Source organism: Mesorhizobium sp. M7A.F.Ca.US.011.01.1.1, assembly GCF_003998295.1.
Classification (GTDB): Bacteria; Pseudomonadota; Alphaproteobacteria; order Rhizobiales; family Rhizobiaceae; genus Mesorhizobium.
In genome coordinates this window covers 1-15376 of the sequence record NZ_RZRT01000064.1, presented here as the reverse complement: position 1 = coordinate 15376, position 15376 = coordinate 1, and the positions used below count along the sequence as shown (strand labels likewise).

26 protein-coding genes and 1 tRNA gene are annotated in these 15376 nt (G+C 62.8%); 10 read left to right on the top strand and 17 right to left on the bottom strand.

Going from position 1 to position 15376, the window contains the following annotated elements; translation table 11 throughout:
• The first annotated feature begins 115 nt into the window (after nt 1-115).
• Together EOA13_RS31705 and EOA13_RS31700 are read left to right on the top strand one after the other, a co-directional pair.
• Nucleotides 116-787, top strand: coding sequence for a glutathione S-transferase family protein (locus EOA13_RS31705; protein WP_127297326.1), 672 nt, complete (start codon nt 116-118; stop codon nt 785-787).
• Nucleotides 788-1061: 274 nt separating this feature from the next.
• Complete coding sequence (locus EOA13_RS31700; RefSeq protein WP_245490539.1) at nt 1062-1382, top strand: GNAT family N-acetyltransferase; 321 nt, start codon at nt 1062-1064, stop codon at nt 1380-1382.
• 57 nt (nt 1383-1439) lie between these two features.
• On the opposite strand, the gene EOA13_RS31695 is transcribed toward EOA13_RS31700, so the two are convergent.
• From EOA13_RS31695 to EOA13_RS31680, 4 genes are all read right to left on the bottom strand, one after another.
• Nucleotides 1440-2441, bottom strand: a complete 1002-nt coding sequence (locus tag EOA13_RS31695; protein WP_127297325.1) for an aldo/keto reductase — start codon at nt 2439-2441, stop codon at nt 1440-1442.
• A 70-nt stretch (nt 2442-2511) separates the two neighbouring features.
• Nucleotides 2512-2757, bottom strand: coding sequence for a DUF982 domain-containing protein (locus EOA13_RS31690; RefSeq protein WP_023813833.1), 246 nt, complete (start codon nt 2755-2757; stop codon nt 2512-2514).
• Nucleotides 2758-2890: 133 nt separating this feature from the next.
• On the bottom strand, nt 2891-3070 hold the full coding sequence (locus EOA13_RS38105) for a hypothetical protein (protein ID WP_164780463.1): 180 nt from the start codon (nt 3068-3070) through the stop codon (nt 2891-2893).
• A 112-nt stretch (nt 3071-3182) separates the two neighbouring features.
• Nucleotides 3183-4073: a LysR family transcriptional regulator gene (locus tag EOA13_RS31680; protein ID WP_127297324.1), complete on the bottom strand. Its 891-nt coding sequence runs from the start codon at nt 4071-4073 to the stop codon at nt 3183-3185.
• Between the two features lie 103 nt (nt 4074-4176).
• Between EOA13_RS31680 and EOA13_RS31675 the strand changes: the two genes are divergently transcribed.
• Nucleotides 4177-5046 (top strand): NmrA/HSCARG family protein, encoded by an 870-nt coding sequence (locus EOA13_RS31675; protein WP_127297323.1) that lies wholly within the window; start codon nt 4177-4179, stop codon nt 5044-5046.
• A 103-nt stretch (nt 5047-5149) separates the two neighbouring features.
• On the opposite strand, the gene EOA13_RS31670 is transcribed toward EOA13_RS31675, so the two are convergent.
• Entirely contained in the window at nt 5150-5467 is a 318-nt protein-coding gene (locus EOA13_RS31670) for a hypothetical protein (protein ID WP_023813830.1), read from the bottom strand.
• A 281-nt stretch (nt 5468-5748) separates the two neighbouring features.
• On the opposite strand from EOA13_RS31670, the gene EOA13_RS31665 reads away from it, so the two are divergent.
• The gene (locus tag EOA13_RS31665; protein WP_023813828.1) at nt 5749-5991 is read left to right on the top strand and encodes a hypothetical protein; all 243 of its coding nucleotides are present in this window, start codon (nt 5749-5751) and stop codon (nt 5989-5991) included.
• 85 nt (nt 5992-6076) lie between these two features.
• Here EOA13_RS31665 and EOA13_RS31660 read toward each other — a convergent pair whose 3' ends face one another.
• Both EOA13_RS31660 and EOA13_RS31655 read right to left on the bottom strand, forming a co-directional pair.
• Entirely contained in the window at nt 6077-6283 is a 207-nt protein-coding gene (locus EOA13_RS31660; protein WP_013530768.1) for a hypothetical protein, read from the bottom strand.
• Between the two features lie 198 nt (nt 6284-6481).
• On the bottom strand, nt 6482-6667 hold the full coding sequence (locus EOA13_RS31655) for a hypothetical protein (protein ID WP_127297322.1): 186 nt from the start codon (nt 6665-6667) through the stop codon (nt 6482-6484).
• Between the two features lie 107 nt (nt 6668-6774).
• Here EOA13_RS31655 and EOA13_RS38100 point away from each other — a divergent pair, with 107 nt between their 5' ends.
• On the top strand, nt 6775-6927 hold the full coding sequence (locus EOA13_RS38100; protein WP_164780461.1) for a hypothetical protein: 153 nt from the start codon (nt 6775-6777) through the stop codon (nt 6925-6927).
• 56 nt (nt 6928-6983) lie between these two features.
• On the opposite strand, the gene EOA13_RS31645 is transcribed toward EOA13_RS38100, so the two are convergent.
• The 3 genes from EOA13_RS31645 to EOA13_RS31635 all read right to left on the bottom strand — a co-directional run bounded on the left by EOA13_RS31645 (nt 6984) and on the right by EOA13_RS31635 (nt 8286).
• Nucleotides 6984-7057, bottom strand: a tRNA-Gln gene (locus tag EOA13_RS31645).
• Between the two features lie 83 nt (nt 7058-7140).
• Entirely contained in the window at nt 7141-7434 is a 294-nt protein-coding gene (locus EOA13_RS31640) for a hypothetical protein (protein ID WP_127297320.1), read from the bottom strand.
• Between the two features lie 375 nt (nt 7435-7809).
• The gene (locus EOA13_RS31635) at nt 7810-8286 is read right to left on the bottom strand and encodes a pyridoxamine 5'-phosphate oxidase family protein (RefSeq protein WP_023813825.1); all 477 of its coding nucleotides are present in this window, start codon (nt 8284-8286) and stop codon (nt 7810-7812) included.
• A gap of 199 nt (nt 8287-8485) precedes the next feature.
• On the opposite strand from EOA13_RS31635, the gene EOA13_RS31630 reads away from it, so the two are divergent.
• Nucleotides 8486-9541, top strand: coding sequence for a PAS domain S-box protein (locus EOA13_RS31630; protein ID WP_127297319.1), 1056 nt, complete (start codon nt 8486-8488; stop codon nt 9539-9541).
• Between the two features lie 118 nt (nt 9542-9659).
• Nucleotides 9660-10208, top strand: coding sequence for an MgtC/SapB family protein (locus EOA13_RS31625; protein ID WP_127297318.1), 549 nt, complete (start codon nt 9660-9662; stop codon nt 10206-10208).
• Here the strand turns inward: EOA13_RS31625 and EOA13_RS31620 are convergent.
• Nucleotides 10188-11126, bottom strand: a complete 939-nt coding sequence (locus EOA13_RS31620; protein ID WP_127297317.1) for an alpha/beta hydrolase — start codon at nt 11124-11126, stop codon at nt 10188-10190. The two genes, EOA13_RS31625 and EOA13_RS31620, sit on opposite strands and share 21 nt — an antisense overlap.
• A 147-nt stretch (nt 11127-11273) precedes the next feature.
• Here EOA13_RS31620 and EOA13_RS31615 point away from each other — a divergent pair, with 147 nt between their 5' ends.
• Both EOA13_RS31615 and EOA13_RS39450 read left to right on the top strand, forming a co-directional pair.
• The gene (locus tag EOA13_RS31615; protein WP_127297316.1) at nt 11274-11582 is read left to right on the top strand and encodes a hypothetical protein; all 309 of its coding nucleotides are present in this window, start codon (nt 11274-11276) and stop codon (nt 11580-11582) included.
• Nucleotides 11583-11673: 91 nt separating this feature from the next.
• On the top strand, nt 11674-11808 hold the full coding sequence (locus EOA13_RS39450; protein ID WP_281035303.1) for a hypothetical protein: 135 nt from the start codon (nt 11674-11676) through the stop codon (nt 11806-11808).
• Between the two features lie 128 nt (nt 11809-11936).
• Here the strand turns inward: EOA13_RS39450 and EOA13_RS31610 are convergent, their stop codons facing one another.
• The 5 genes from EOA13_RS31610 to EOA13_RS31590 form a co-directional block, all read right to left on the bottom strand.
• Nucleotides 11937-12182 (bottom strand): DUF982 domain-containing protein, encoded by a 246-nt coding sequence (locus tag EOA13_RS31610; protein WP_127297315.1) that lies wholly within the window; start codon nt 12180-12182, stop codon nt 11937-11939.
• Nucleotides 12183-12196: 14 nt separating this feature from the next.
• Nucleotides 12197-12433, bottom strand: a complete 237-nt coding sequence (locus EOA13_RS31605) for a DUF982 domain-containing protein (protein WP_023813818.1) — start codon at nt 12431-12433, stop codon at nt 12197-12199.
• A 94-nt stretch (nt 12434-12527) separates the two neighbouring features.
• Entirely contained in the window at nt 12528-12971 is a 444-nt protein-coding gene (locus EOA13_RS31600; RefSeq protein WP_127297314.1) for a GFA family protein, read from the bottom strand.
• Between the two features lie 262 nt (nt 12972-13233).
• The gene (locus EOA13_RS31595) at nt 13234-13413 is read right to left on the bottom strand and encodes a DUF3606 domain-containing protein (RefSeq protein WP_023813816.1); all 180 of its coding nucleotides are present in this window, start codon (nt 13411-13413) and stop codon (nt 13234-13236) included.
• 484 nt (nt 13414-13897) lie between these two features.
• The gene (locus tag EOA13_RS31590) at nt 13898-14089 is read right to left on the bottom strand and encodes a hypothetical protein (protein ID WP_127297313.1); all 192 of its coding nucleotides are present in this window, start codon (nt 14087-14089) and stop codon (nt 13898-13900) included.
• A 187-nt stretch (nt 14090-14276) separates the two neighbouring features.
• Here EOA13_RS31590 and EOA13_RS31585 point away from each other — a divergent pair, with 187 nt between their 5' ends.
• Nucleotides 14277-14705: a DoxX family protein gene (locus EOA13_RS31585; RefSeq protein ID WP_127297312.1), complete on the top strand. Its 429-nt coding sequence runs from the start codon at nt 14277-14279 to the stop codon at nt 14703-14705.
• 49 nt (nt 14706-14754) lie between these two features.
• On the opposite strand, the gene EOA13_RS31580 is transcribed toward EOA13_RS31585, so the two are convergent.
• A complete protein-coding gene (locus EOA13_RS31580; protein ID WP_023813813.1) occupies nt 14755-15060 on the bottom strand; it encodes a hypothetical protein in 306 nt (101 codons plus the stop codon).
• Nucleotides 15061-15376: the final 316 nt, after the last annotated feature.

The following is a 15376-nucleotide window of genomic DNA, read 5'->3' as shown; positions in this document are numbered from 1 at the left end:
GTCGACAAGCCAGGCACGAATTGCGGAAAATAGTTCAGACCGATGTCGATTTCCGGGAGGCCCATTCGTCTTGACGATAAGGAGCCGAAGAATTCACCCAATCAGGAACGATGCGATGACAATCACCATCACGGCATTTAAGCGATCGCCCGATCGCGGCAAGGGACTGGCGCGCGATACGCGCGTTCGCTGGGCGCTCGAAGAAGCAGGGCAGCCTTATGAGGTTCGGTTTGTTTCCTTCGCGGAGATGAAGGCGCCTGGCCATCTGGCACTCCAGCCCTTTGGTCAGATCCCCACCTATGAGGAGGGTTCTCTCTCACTGTTCGAGACCGGCTCGATCATCCTTCATCTTGCCGAGCAGCACGCGGGCCTGCTGCCCGGCGATCGCGATGCCCGCGCGCGTGCGATCACCTGGATGTTTGCCGCACTTAACACAGTCGAGCCGCCGATCCTCGAATTAACGACGGCAAAGATATTCGAAGCTGACAAGCCCTGGAGCGAGGAGCGTTTGCCATTGGTGAAGGATCGTGTTCGCGCCTGTCTCGACAGGCTCTCGGCTCGCCTGAGCGCCGCCGAGTGGCTCGACGATGCATTCAGCGCGGGCGATCTGTTGATGGTATCGGTGCTGCTGCGACTAAGAATGTCGGGCATTTTGGACGAATATCAAAACCTTGCTGCCTATGTGGCGCGCGGTGAAGCTCGGCCCGCTTACATCAGGGCTTTCGCTGCGCAATTTGCGGTCAACGCCCCGAGCACGCTGGACAGGCATGGGGCGCAAACGCTCTGAGATGTTCGCAAAGCCAGGGATGATGCAGCGGATTGTAATCTTGGAAATGCCGGAAGCGGCAAATGACCCTGGCGCGGCAGATCCCAGACTTTTGCAGGCGGTGAGGAATGCTTGAAATTCGCCCAGCCCAAGAAGCCGACCGGCCGGCGATCGTGCAACTATGGCACCAGGGCTGGCATGATGCCCATGCGCATCTGGTTCCGGCCGAAATCCTGGCGTACCGAACGCCCGCGCATTTTCGCTGTGGCTGGAGCAATCCGCCGATGCATTCCATGTGGCGGCAGCCGATGAACTGCTTGGCTTCGTCTCCATCAACGGAGCGGAGCTGGTGAAACTCTATGTAAGCCCGCAAGCACGGGGAAGCGGGACCGCCCGCGATCTGCTGTCACGCGCCGAGCATCTCTTGTCCGAACAAGGCGTGGCGGAGGCCGAGCTTTTCTGCACGGCGGGAAATCTCCGCGCGCAGAGATTTTATGCCCGCGAAGGGTGGCGCTTGAGCCGCACCTTCGAAGACGCACTTTGGCTGCCGGACGATGCCGCCGGCAGGTTCACCGTGGAAACCCATTGCTATCGGAAGCATCTGGGCTTTCGGTAGCTTTGTCTATTCGGAACGACCTTGGCGAGACTGTCGCGGACGATGGAGCAGGCACCCCTACCGATCGACCATCGCCATGCCCCGCTCGGTGTAGCGCGGGCCGGAGACTTTTCCCGGCGCAAGCGCTGCGTCGAGCGCGGCCATCTCGGCGGCATCGAGTTTGATGGCGCCGGCGGCGACGTTCTCTTCCAGGTATTTTGTGCGCTTGGTGCCGGGGATCGGCACGATGTCGATGCCAAAGCCGTCGCCCTTCGCCAGCAGCCAGGCCAGCGCGACCTGGCCGGGCTTGACGCCGCGGGCAGCGGCGATGTCGCTCACCTTGGCGGCCGCCTCGACATTGGCGTCGTAGTTTTCGCCCTGGTAGCGCGGGTCGTTGCGGCGATAATCGCCGTCGGGATAGTCTTCCGCGCGCTTGACCTGGCCGGTGAGGAAACCTCGGCCGAGCGGCGAGAACGGCACCAGGCCGATGCCGAGTTCGCCAAGCAGCGGGATGATCTCCGGCTCCAGATTGCGCTCCCACAGCGAATACTCGCTCTGCACGGCCGACACCGGATGCACGGCATGCGCCCGGCGGATGTTGGCCGCACCCGCCTCCGACAGGCCGAAGAAGCGCACCTTGCCTTGCGCGACGAGTTCGCCGACGGCGCCCGCGACATCCTCCATCGGCACCGCCGGATCGACGCGGTGCTGGTAGAGGAGGTCGATATGGTCGGTTCCGAGGCGGCCGAGCGAGGCTTCCACGACCTCTCGAATGTGTTCGGCCCGGCTGTCGGTTCCGACCTGCTTGCCGTTTTCGATGCGAAAGCCGAATTTGGTGGCGATCGTCACCTGGTCGCGCTTGCCCTTCAGCGCCCGGCCAAGCAGGGCTTCGTTGTCGTAAGGGCCATAGACCTCGGCGGTGTCGAGGAAGGTGCAGCCGAGTTCGATGGCACGGTGCAGCGTGGCGATGGATTCGGCCTCGTCGGCCGGGCCGTAGGACTGGCTCATGCCCATGCAGCCGAGGCCGATGGCCGAGACCTGCAGCCCCTGGCTGCCGAGCTTGCGTGTGTTCAGGGTCATGGTGGGGTCTCCAAGGAGGGGATGCGCGACTATAGCAGCCGCATCGACGTTGGCCGATTCAATCGACACTCTATTCGATCAGGATGTGGGCTTCACGCGCGGCCTCGACGAGCGCCGCCCTGGCGACGTCGGGGGCGACATCGCCGCTCGTTGCCCGCCGGCAGGCGCGCAGCGCGGACTGATGCTTCGGGCTGCCTGCGTCACGCCAATGTGTGGTGAGCAAATCAATGGCCTGCTGTGTGTTGGACAGATGGTGGATGGAACCGGTGACGCCGACCGAAACCGCCACAGGCTTCGAGAACCATGCCGTTTGCATTGGAACTACCTCGATAGGGCTGAAGCGATAAACGCCTATGGCCGCTCAAAGGTTTCGTCGATGCCAATCAATCCGGTGTGAAAGTTGCCGATACCTCCCAATGGCATTGGGCGACCCATCTTGTCCGCGCGGCTCACATGTTCGAGGAGACGTCGCGGGTGGACGGTGTTTTGGGTTTGTGGGCGGCACGTTGCCGCGGCGCCTGATGGGCGGGGCGGGATTTGACTGTGTTCACGACAGTGGGCGCCTGCGCCTTGCGGCGCTTGAGCCAGCTGGCTGACAGTTCGGCAAGGAGACTGCGCAAGCCTTTCACGACGTCCTCCTCTTGTAAGGTGACAAGGTAATTTTCGTCACCCCAACTTGTTCCGCCGGAAATCATTCCGCGAAAAATAATAAAGGTCCTTGCCGGCGAAAGCGGCCGGGCATCACCTGCCGATATAGGCGGCCAGTTCGTCCGGCGTCCCATTCGGGAAGGCCTGTTTCAGAAAATCCAGGAACGCCGACACGCGCGCGCTGAGCAGCCGCCGGGAGGGGTAGAGCGTCCAAAGAGCGATCTCCGGGCCATCGATGTCCCCCCAATTCACCAGGGTGCCGTCAGCCAAATCGTGGCTCACCAGGGAAATTGGGAGACGTCCAACACCGACGCCGGCCCGCACCGCATCCCGCACCATGATCAGCGTCGACAGAGCAAGGACAGGCTCGACCGCAATCGTCGAGTGGCCACCATGGTCCTTCACGTGCCATGTCTGGCGTTCGCCTGTGCCGCGTGCAACGCCAGGAGCGGCCTGCCCACCGGTCGTACGAGGAAGGTCCGGGCTCGCCACAACGACCAGGCGGTCGCGGAGAAACGCCCGTCCGACCAGGCTTTCGTCGGGTTTCGGATTGACCCGGATCACCAGGTCGTAACCTTCCTCGATCATGTCGACAGCCCTGTCCTCCGTCGTGACCTCAAGCCTCACCTCGGGATGCTTGAGGGTAAATCCCGCGGCGATCCTTCCCATCGCGGTTTGAGAAAAATGCAGAGGTGCGCTGATCCGCAGTCTGCCCTTGGGTCTTTGGCCGCCCGAGGCGATCTCGGCGGCCGTCTCGTCCAGCTCGGCGAGCAAGGTCCCCGTCCGCTCGAAGAGTGCTCGCCCTTCCTCGGTGAGCTTCAGGTTGCGCGCACCCCGTTCAAACAGGCGCAGGTCAAGGCTGCTCTCCAAGTCTCCAACCCGCCGGGACAGCGTTGCCTTGGGCCGGCCGGTGGCCCTTGCCGCTTTGCCGAAACCGCCATGGCGGGCAACGAGGTTGAAATCGGTCAGGGCCAGAAGATCCATGAGTGTTCCACCAGTGAGACGGTACGTCTAAAATTTCGGCCTGTTTGACTGTTTGTGAGCCACACATATTGGGCCTGTCAAGCAACCCAACAGGAGAAATTCCATGACCATCCTCGTTACCGGCGCCACAGGCAATGTTGGCCGCCAAGTCGTCGAGCACCTCGTCAAGCGCAGCGCCGATGTCCGTGCTCTCGTCCGCGATCCGTCGAAAGCCAGCTTCCCGGCGGGCGTATCGGTCGCGCAAGGCGGCTTTCTCGATGTCGATTCACTGCGCAAAGCCATGTCCGGTGTTTCCACCCTGTTCCTCTTGAACGCCGTGGTGCCGGACGAATTCACCCAGGCTTTGGTCGCGCTGAACGTCGCCCGATCGGCGGGCATCGAGCGGATCGTCTATCTCTCGGTGATCCATGCGGACGTCTATGTGAACGTGCCGCATTTCGCCGGCAAATTCGGCGTCGAGCGAATGATCGAGCAGATGGGCTTCCAGGCTACGATCCTGCGCCCGGCCTACTTCATCCAGAACGACCTGATGATCGAAGACGTCATCACCGGCTACGGCACCTACACAATGCCGATCGGCACCAAGGGGCTCGCCATGATCGACGTGCGTGATATCGCCGAGATCGCCGCTCTCGAGCTGCTGCGTCGGGAACGATCCGCAGAGCCGCTTGCGCTGGAGCGGATCAATCTCGTCGGTCCGCAGACACTGACCGGGAGGGATATCGCGGCCATCTGGTCCGACGTGCTCGCCCGCCCGATCAGCTACGGCGGCGACGACACCGAAGGTTTCGAGCAGAATCTCAAGCAGTTCCTGCCTGCCTGGATGGCGTACGACATGCGCTTGATGGGCGAGCGGTTCCTGACCGACGGCATGCTGCCCGAGGCCGGCGACGTCGAGCGCCTGACCGCGCTTCTGGGCCGCCCGCTGCGTCCCTATCGGGACTTCGCCTCACAAATCGCCGGCTCCGCCTGACGGAACAGCTCTCATCATCACCAGGGTACAGAAACAGCAGGGCGGCCTTTTGAGGAGGCCCCCTGACTGGCACGGGACAAATGCGCGTTCAGCCGGAACTGCCCTACTGCAGGGTGGCCGGACCAGGCCTGTCGAGTTGGGCGATCACGTGCTCGCCACCGTCGCCACCGAGCCCATCCACGAACAGACCAGCTACGCCGTCGAAATTGGTGAGCCCGTCGAATTCAATTGCGGCGCCAATCAACTGGGCTGCCTGGAAGACAAGGTATTCGACGTCCTCGAGGGCGACGTTTTCGGCCAGGTTCCTGACCCTTACATGCTCCGCCACCGCCGTGATGCTGACGATGCCGGTCTTCCTGAAGGCGATCTGGACCGCTGAACGGACGTCATCGCGCAGTCGCGCCGAGTAATTATACCGCATCGAAACCTCCCGAAGGGAACGGTTTTCTGTTCAGATCGCACAATGCGCCAGAGACTTCGCCTTGGCAAGTCACGAATTAAATAATATCCAAATAAATCAATCGGTTAGCATAGTTATGGAAGTGTGCGCCTTACGCTGAATACCCATCAGGCTCATCATGAGCACGAGAAGCGGTTCACCCATCGCGAGGTCTTGACGCACTAGGAGCGGTTTCCTAACTATGAGGTAAATGAGTTGAATACTCATTCGACGTATTCATGGTCCAGAGCGAGGGAAGCGCGATGACTGAACTGGAACGCCCGGAACGGTTGCAGATCATGCTGACGTCAGACGAACTGGCGGCGCTGGAAAACTGGCGCTTCGACAAGCGCATGCCGAGCCGTTCGGCCGCCGTCAGGGAATTGCTGCGGCGCGGTCTTGCCGCGGATGGCTTCCTGACGGCGGAGCAAGGGGCGAAGTCGCAAGACTTCGGCATCCTGCCAACCGCCGACGGCAATGGCATTTCCGACGGCGGCAAGGAGTAGAGCGGTTCACCGCGCGCCCTGGTCCCCGCAACGGTCGGCGGTCGCCGCGCGGCGCCGGCCAGCGTAGCGGACGATAACTCTCGATTCAGAGGATGTTTGTCGTCACTTCGACGACGATCGCGGCACCTTCCAGGCTGCCATTGGTGACGTGCACGACGCGCGATACCCGCAGATCCTGCGTGGTTCCGTCGATCGACAGCGCAACGCTTTCTCCGATCCGGGGAACCGCCTGGAAAACGGCGTCCGTGGCCTCCGGCCGGTTGTCGATCGATATGCGGCAGTTGACGGTCATGAGATGTCTCCTGTGTCGGCCCGGTGGTCAACGCGGGGTCCGCGAAATGGTTTCAGGAGGCCAGATGCAACTTAACGGCGCCCGGATCCGTAACGCAGTAATTGCTCCATTGTTCATCGTAACGGAGCAACAGGGCTCGCCGGGGAGGGCGTTGGGGCTGCCCCGGCGAGCTTGATCGCTTTGCCCGGGGGCGCCGCCTCACCGAGGTATGGAGACGAGTTTCGGGGCCCGCAATTCACCGGCCATCCTTGCCGCCTGGAAAATTGTCATCAAAACCAGGATGGGCTCACCCTCGGTCGGGTTGATGGTCAGGACGATGCGGCCAAGCTCGTCGCTCATGCCGCAAGACCAGTCCTTGACGGCTATCACCTTTCTCGCGGCCATATGCCGTTCTCCTGCACGGGAGGTTCTCTGCGGGCTACGCCGTCTGGAGTTGGTCGACAGCACCCGACATTGCAACCAGCCGAAATGCGGCAAATGCGGCCAATATCATGAAAACCGCCGTGATGTTCAGGGACATCGCCGATGCAAGGACGCCCCCGTCAAAGCAACTCAGTTCCATGTCGCTCCACCCCTTCGATCCACTGTCGGCCAGGATGATGATCCTGCTTCGAGCGAAATACAAGCGCGCGCTAATACGCTGAAGCCGGCTGGCCAGTCCTGCACGCAGCTTCGAACCAGCCGAACGCTGGTTGCTTGCTGGTTCCCGCTCATGGGCTCGAACCACGATTCACGCCTTCAAAGGGCGCTGTCCTACCATTAGACGAAGCGGGAAAATGCAAGTTGCCCCCACCCCTAGCCGGTTCCCGCGCCGGGATCAACGCAATGCGGCGGCAAAGCCGACTGGAGGCGCGGTATCAGTCCGGAAAGTTGGTGACAGGTTCCTCGCAGCGGTAGACGGGGCAGCTGCCGTCACGGGTCGGGACATAGGCCGACATCGGCACCTCCGGCCAGTCGCATTCGTTGCCGAACTGCCTGACATAGCGGTCATAGGTGTTGGGGCCGGTGGTCAGCACCACGGCATGGTGACTTTGGAGCAATCGCCGGAGTTGGTCGCAACTCATCGTGCGGGTATCCGGCCTGGCTTCGGCGAGGCCGGTCGCGGCCAGCAGGATCGCTGCCGTCATCAAGGCAATTCGGCGCATCGGCATGGCTGTTCCCTCGAATGGATGTATTGGCCGAAACTCGCATCCCGGCGGGTGGTTCCGCAACCGCCGGGTGGCCGTCTGTAGCGGCGCAACCAAATGGTCCGTCGTGCATTGCTGGGGATGGATGGCAGGAAGCCCTACGAAACCCCGCAATGGCGGCCCGGAAACGGGGATCGCGAGGCCATGTGCTGTTCTTTCTGCGGCGGGCGCGGCCATAGCTATGAGGACTGTCCGCAAAGGGATGCCGACGCCGATCCAGCACCGAATGCCCCTGACCCTCCCAAGCCGGACTGATCGGCACCGGTGTGCCGCACCGGCGATATTCGCTGCGCCCCACCGGCATTCGCACATCTGCCTGAGGTCCTCGACGCCGTCCGGCTACATCCTGACCTTGCCGGTGTTACCGATTTCCGGGCGGCTGTCGCTGACCGTTGCCGCCAGCATCTTCACATAGCTGACCACGGTGCCGGGACTGTCCCAATACTGGGCATCTTTCGGCGTCACTTTAAGCACGCGGATCGAAGGGTCATCGGCACTGTCCCACCAGGCCTTGGCCGGGGTCGACCACAACTCCCTGATCTTGGCGCGGTCGTTCGAAACCGCCGCCAGACCGCTGACGGAAACATATTTCTGGCCGCCTGAATCGGCGAAGGCGAGACCGACATTGGGCTCGGCTTCGATCTCGTCGTCCTTATGGCTGTCGACATCGGTGAGGAAGTAGATTGCGTTTTCGTCGCGCACCACATGCGCCGCCATGGGTCGCGAGCGGATGTCATCGCCTTCGCGGGTGGCCAGCATACAGAAACCGATCCTGTCCATCAGCTTCCAGACCCGGTCGAGATCGCCGTCGCTCATCGTGTGCCTCCTTATTGAGCCATCCATGGGGGTGTCGGGTGCAACTCGCGCAAGCGCGCAAGGTTCCAGTGCAAGGTCCAGTCATGAACTGCCTGGACTGTTCCTGGGAGGAATGTTGGGAGGCGATTGCAACCAAAACCCACCGCGGCGCATTGGTGGCCATGCGCGCAATCCGCGCATGAGGGAGAAGGGGTCGACAGTGACAGATTTGGCGGGCTTTGATGCCTTGATCGCCATTACCGCCGATGCGCGGCTGGCGGCGATTGTCGATTCATCCTTCGATGCCATCGTCAGCAAGGATCTGAACAGCATCATCACCAGTTGGAACGCGGCGGCGCAACGCATGTTCGGCTACACCGCCGAAGAGGCCGTCGGCCGGTCCGTGCTCATGCTCATCCCCGATCATCTCAAGGACGAAGAGACCGACATCATCAGCCGGGTCCGCAAAGGCGAACTGCTGGCCAGCTATGAGACGATCCGCCGGCGCAAGGACGGCGGCCTCATCGCCGTGTCGCTGACCATTTCGCCGATCAGGAACGCGTCCGGCGAGATCATCGGCGCCTCGAAGATCGCCCGGGACATCACCGCCAGCAAGGAGAGCGAGCGCCGGATCAGGCTTTTGCTCCGCGAGGTGAACCATCGCGTCAAGAACCAGTTCGCGGTGATCCTCTCGATGATCCGGGAGACCAGCAAACGCTCGACCGATCCGCGTGAATTCGAGGAGTTGATCCGTTCCCGCATCATGGCGCTGTCGCGGTCGCACGATCTGCTGGTGAACTCGGAATGGGCCGGCGCCAGCCTCTTCGACCTCGCCCAGGAGCAGCTCAAGCCGTTCGGCCACGAGGCGCGGGTATCGCTGTCCGGACCGCTTTTGACCCTGCAGCCGAATGCCGTGCAAAATCTCGGCATGGCATTTCATGAGCTCGGCACCAACTCTTCCAAATATGGCGCGCTGGCGAGCGAGGCCGGGCGGCTCGAGATCACCTGGCGGATCGTCGAAGGCGTTTCGGACAAGCGGGAAATCCATCTGCTCTGGGACGAGACGATGCCGGTGCGTGAGGGAGAGCGGCGAGACGAAACCACGCGCAAGGGCTTCGGCACCGTCGTCCTGCAAAGGGTCGCGCCGCAATCGCTGAACGGCTTGGCTGTGCTGGATCGCAGCCCGGGCCATCTCAGCTGGTCGCTGACGGCGCCGCTGGATTCGATCATCGTTCCGCAGCTCGGCGCCGACCTGCCTGAAACCGAAACGTCCTGAGCCTTGAAGGTCGTTCCGTCAACACCAAAACGGCCGCATCCTTGCCGCACCTGGCGGTGGATTCAGGAACCGTGACCCGGTGGCCGCGTTGTGGCGTCACGCTTTCGGAGGGGACATCATGGAACAACTCGTCGAGGAATTCGGCCATTCCACCTACACCTCGTTTCCGGTCATCGCGGCGCGGCTGTTGCTGGCGACGCTCTATGGCGCGGTCATCGGTTTCGAACGCGAATGGCGCAACCGCCCGGCCGGACTTCGCACGCATATTCTCGTCTGCGTCGCCGCCGCCACCTTCGGCATCCTGACGGTCGAGATCGTGCACGCGCCGATGTTCGCGGGGGAATCGGTCAAGGTCGATCCGATCCGGGTGGTCGAGGCGGTGACCGCCGGCGTCGCTTTCCTCGCCGCCGGCTCGATCATGTTTTCGCGCGGCGAGGTGCATGGACTGACGACCGGCGCCGGCATGTGGCTGGCGGGCGCGATCGGCGTCGCCTGCGGGCTGGGTCTTTGGCAAGTGGCCGGGTTCGGCACGCTGATCGTGCTGGTCGTTGCCGGCTTTCTGCGCCGGTTCGAACGCGGACCCGGCCTTGCCGCCGGTGATGAAGGCAGTCAGGCAAAGGCGGAGAAGGAGGGGGCTTCGGCCCGATCAAAGGAAGGGCGAAGGTAATTCCGATCGCCGGGAAATGCCGTGACTGGTTTCACCGAAGAAGCCGGCCAGCAGATCGGCCGTGCGCGCCGGATTCTCCTCGGGAAAGAAGTGCCCGCCCGGCATCGCCTGGCCACGCACATCGTCGGCCCAGCCGCGCCACAGCGCCAGCGGCCCGCCTTCGCCGGCATACCAATCCGCCAATGCGCCCTGACCGCTCCATAGCGCCAGCAGCGGGCAGCGGATGCGCCGGCCGGCTGCCTTGTCGGCATGGTCGTGCTCGCGGTCGAGCGTGGCTGCCGCCCGATATTCCTCGCAGATGGCATGGGCGTGGGCAGGCGCGCGCAAGGCCTCGACATAGGCCTGACGCACTTCGGCTGGAAACGCCGATGGCGGCGAGCCCCAGCCTTTGAGCGCATTGTCGACGATCGCCTCGGCGGCGCCGGACAGGATCTTTTCCGGCAACGGCTCGGGCTGCGCCAGCAGCGACCATGGCCAATAGCCCAGCGCCAGCCTGGCGTCGGCCCGGCCCCAGGCATCGGCGGTCGGCACGATGTCGAGAACGGCGAGCCTGTCGATGCTGCCCCGATGATCGAGCGCCATGCGGTAGGCGACACGCCCGCCGCGATCATGACCGGCGACCATGAAGCTGCTGAAACCCAGCTTCTCCATCAGCCTCCTCATATCGGCGGCCATGGCACGCTTGGCATAGGGTGCGTGGTCCGGAGTGGACGCCGGACAGGAACTGCGGCCATAGCCGCGCAGGTCGGCGCAGACGACGCTGAACCGGCTGGCCAGAGCGGGGGCGATGTCGCGCCACATCAGATGCGTCTGCGGAAAGCCGTGCAGCAACAGCAATGGCGGCCCGCTGCCGGCACGCAGGCAGTATATGCCGGCATCGCCAATGTCGATTTCCGCGCTTTGAAAACCGTCGAACATGACCGCCTCCGGCACGCGCAACGGCCGGCAAACGGGTTTGGTTGCAATGCCGCCCGGCGAGGCGGCCAACCTTTTTCATCGACAGGCGTTGTCCCTGTGAAGGGAAGGTCGCCGCGGGCGACCCGTGAAAGAAAGAAGGAGGCAGCGATGAGAACTCTCGCCATCATGCCATTCGGCCTTATGCTGGTGCTGGCAGTGCCGGCCGCGGCCCAGCAGCAGAACGACAGCCAGGCGCCGCAGGCCGACAAATGCAGGGCTCAGACCGAGCAAGGGGCAAAACAGCAGCCTGAACAGCAGGCCGATAACGGCAATTTGACCGCCAAGCTCAACGACTGCGGCGGCGTGCTGAAACCACCCCCGACGGGCGATCAGGGCATGGCGGCGCCCGCTCCCGACGAAGGCAAGACGCCGGTAATCAAGCCTGGTGAAGTGCCGCCCCAGCCGCCGAAACAATAAACGCCGGCTCGTTGGTATTATCGCAGAAGCTAATGGAACCTCGTTATGTTGGGAGCGTTTTTCTCAGGACTTGAAATTTGGAGAGATTATCGTGAGAGATATTGCGACCACTGCTACGTTGCTTGCGTCGATAGCCATCGTGATTGCCTTGATTCTGCTGGCGCCGAAGAGTTTTGGCTTCGAAACTTCTCACCCGATCGTACAGGGCGAGCTTCCGGCGGAATAATCGGATCGATTATTCGGAGTAATCGGATCGATTATCCGGAGTAATCGGATCGATGATTCGGAGTGATCAGGACCGATTTGCACGAAGCAGGCGAGGCACGATGCCCCGCCTGCCTTTTATTGAAACCGCTATCGCACCAAAACGCCGGAGTGGCTGCAGAGCGCTGCGAACGCTTCCTGTGCCTCGGCAGCACCTGTCTTGGTTTCCAGGGCGGCTTCGACCTTCTCGCGCGCCGCCTGGTAGAACGGGCCGCGCTTGGCCTGCGGCCAGTCGATCAGGATTTCGCTGGCATCCTTGAGCGTGGCGACGTCGCGGATCGTATCCGACCCATGCGGCTTGATCCGCATCGGTGTGGGCAAAATGAGATCAGGCATGGCCCCTGTTCCAACTACTGGAGGAGTTTTGCTTCGCGCGCGGCGTCGATCATCGCCCGCATCGCTTTTTCCGCCGGCGTCCAGCCATCCAGCGCATCGCGGCAACTGCGCAACGCCGCCCGGTAGCGCCGACCTTGGCCAGCCGGCCAGTCGCCGAGGCATTCCAGGCCTTCCCAGGCGCTGCGGATGATGCGCTCGCGCTCAGGCGCGAATTTTAGCCTGATCGGGCGGGGAAACATCTTGTCGTTCAACGGTTGTCTCCATGATTGCCGCAAGTCGCTGGGCGACACGCGTGAGAGGCATCCGGTAACGTCGGCGGCAGGGCAGGGTTCCCGTCCCCGGAGATCAAATCTCAGCGTCGATGTCCGACAGCGATCTCGGCGTCGGCGCTTCGGCGTTGTGCGCCGCTGGGCGGTCGTGCTCGAACTGTTCGGTGCCGGACAGAGGGTGCAGCCAGGTCTCGCGCCTGGAGGTCCACAATTCATATTCGGGCACGAGATCGGTCGGCGCGATGTCGAGGCTGCCGATTGCCACCTCGGCCTCGTTGTCGTCGACCCAGGCGACGCGGCCGCCGCAGGTCGGGCAAAAGCTGCGCGTGCCATAGGAGCTGACGAGGCCGGTGGTCTCGAAGGCCTCGCGCGGCCAGATGGCAAAGGCCGAATAGACCGAACCGCCGGCCTTTCGGCAATCCTTGCAGTGGCACAGGCCGACGCGCAACGGCGGGCCGCTGACCTGGAACTGCACGCCGCCGCACAGGCAGCTGCCGGTCCTGCGTATGGTGTCGGACATGACAACCTCCCTCAATGCGTGGCGCTGCGGGCCGGGTGGGACAGATGCTCGTCTGCCGTTTCGTTGGCCAGGATGAGAAACCGGGAAAAAGACATCCTGTTCACCGTACCACCAGGCCCGGTTGACACGGCCCGCAGCATCTTCAACGCCGTCCAGGCGAAATGGTTTCGGGCCTAAAGCGCGCCACGCCCGAACGAGTTCAGACGACCCGCTTCATGCATGTCGTTCTCCCAAAACCGAGATCCACTTTTGGGCGACATCGCTAGCCGCGGGCCGCCATATGGGCGTCGAGCTTCTTGCGCGATGGGCCGTAGCGCTTGATGATGGTCTGTGCCTCGCTTGGCGGAATGCCGTATTTGCGGGCAAAGGCGGCAACCTCGTAGGGCTCTTCACTCGAGACCTGCTTGCGGTCCTGCTTCGTCTTCGACTTGTCGTCAGCCATCTCAGGCCTCGCTTTCTGTTGTCGGGACGCGCAGCCTTCGGCGCCCGCGATCAACACGACATAACACAGATTGGCGCCGCCGGTTCCACCAGACGACACGGCCTGGGCTGCGATAGGCCTGTATCAGGCCGATGGCCGCATGGGGTCGGCGCCGCCAGCCTGGTCGCCGTCACATTCGGAGCATGCCGCGCTGAGGCCGGGGCAGCCGCGCCGGTGCGTGCCGGCGGGGCAGCAATGGCCGTTGGAACTCGTCCAGCGCGGGCATTCGAAGACTTGGCCAGCGCCACCGCAGCCGCTGCACTCCAGCGGCGCCGACCGCACGCTATGAGATATCGCCCCAAACCTGACGCTTGTACGCAAATTTCAGCCCACCCAAAATCGCTGCGCCGGCACGCCGGTGCATTAGCCCCGACTAACGATAGCACTTTCGTGATTACCAACAAGTTTCAATCGCGGGCGGCGCCGGAAGCCGTTCGGGCCGTCGTCAGGCCGGCTTCAGCCGCATCGCGGCGAGATACATGAGCGCCGAGGCGGCCTGCCCGCGGTCCCAGCCGGCGGCCTCGACCTTGCGGAGCAGGGCGTCGAGATGCGGAACCAGCACATCCCTGCATTCCTGTTCGTAGGCGGTGCTCGTCGCCGGATGCCGCGGTGCGCCGATGGTCAATGCCTTGGCCATGTCCGATTCCCCCTTTGAGCGAGCAATAATATACCGTCAGCCGGCAAACCGAAAATCGCTCTTGCCGTACGGTGTGACGCTTCGGAAGCCCTCTGCGATCCTCTCGAGAAAAATTGGCCTGATGTGTCGGATCTGGCGCCCGTCGCGCGTCCTAGGAGCGAGCAACCTGCAAAGCTGGAGAACGAGCATGTCGTCGCAAATCATTCAATCGCCGTGGCAGACCGCGGCCCTTCTCATCGCCCGGCTGATCTTCGCCGGCGTCTTCCTGATGGCCGTGACCTTCAAATTCATGGGCATGGAGGCCACCGCCGGCTATATCGCCGCTGCCGGCTTTCCGTTTCCGCTGTTCCTGGCCTGGTGCGCGGCGATCCTGGAAGCCGCGCTGGTGCTGTGCTTCCTGACCGGCGCCTTCTTCTCGCAGGCAGCCCTGGTCGCCGCCGCCTATGTGCTGTTCCTCGCCCTGGCCTTCCACGGACCCAGCCACTGGGCCGGCAACCAGGCCGAGTTCGGCTTCTTCATCGACCATTTCTCGTTCCTGGCCGGACTGCTGTTTGCGGCCGTGCATGGACCGGGCAAGGTGCTTTCGCTCAATTTGGGATGGCCGGGCAGGGCTTGAGGCGAGGGCAGCGGGCCACCGCGGACGCACGCCGCCCCGCCGGAACCTCTCACAGCTGGTCGTTGTAGGGTTCCTTTATCTTGCCGACCATGCGGGCCAGCTTCGAAAAAGACGGCATCTCCGCCTCCGGCTGACACTGGTTGGCGAGTTCCAGCAGCCGGATCGGAAAGTTGACGGCGTCACGGCTGGACGCGGACATGCCTTCGGATCGCTCCTGGTTGGTTTCGCCGGCCTCGGTCTTGCGCAAGGCCAGGTCGATCTCCTCCGCCGTCAGCACCCCCTTTTGAACCAGGAGGCGGTTGATCGAGGCGACGGCCATCAGCAGGCCTTCGAGTTGCAGGTTGGCGACATTCATGACGATTGCTCCGTGGCTGGATTGAAACGCGCGAGCCACGTTTTTGCTCCGGAGGCACAGCGAGGGCGAAACCGATTTAGGAATTTTTTCTCAGAAAACGGTTGACGGGGTGAGTGCAGCTATGCTACATTTTTGTCCATGGTGCTGAGTTGCGCCAAGGACCCGCCCCCGTGAACTGACCCCCGAAAGTTGGACATCAACCTTCGGGGGTTTTCATGTCCAAACACAGCGAGAGTTTGAAGCGCACTGTTGTTGATCGTTATTTGAGTGGTGAAGAGAGCTATGCGAGCGCCGGTGCAGCCGACGGCGTAGATGC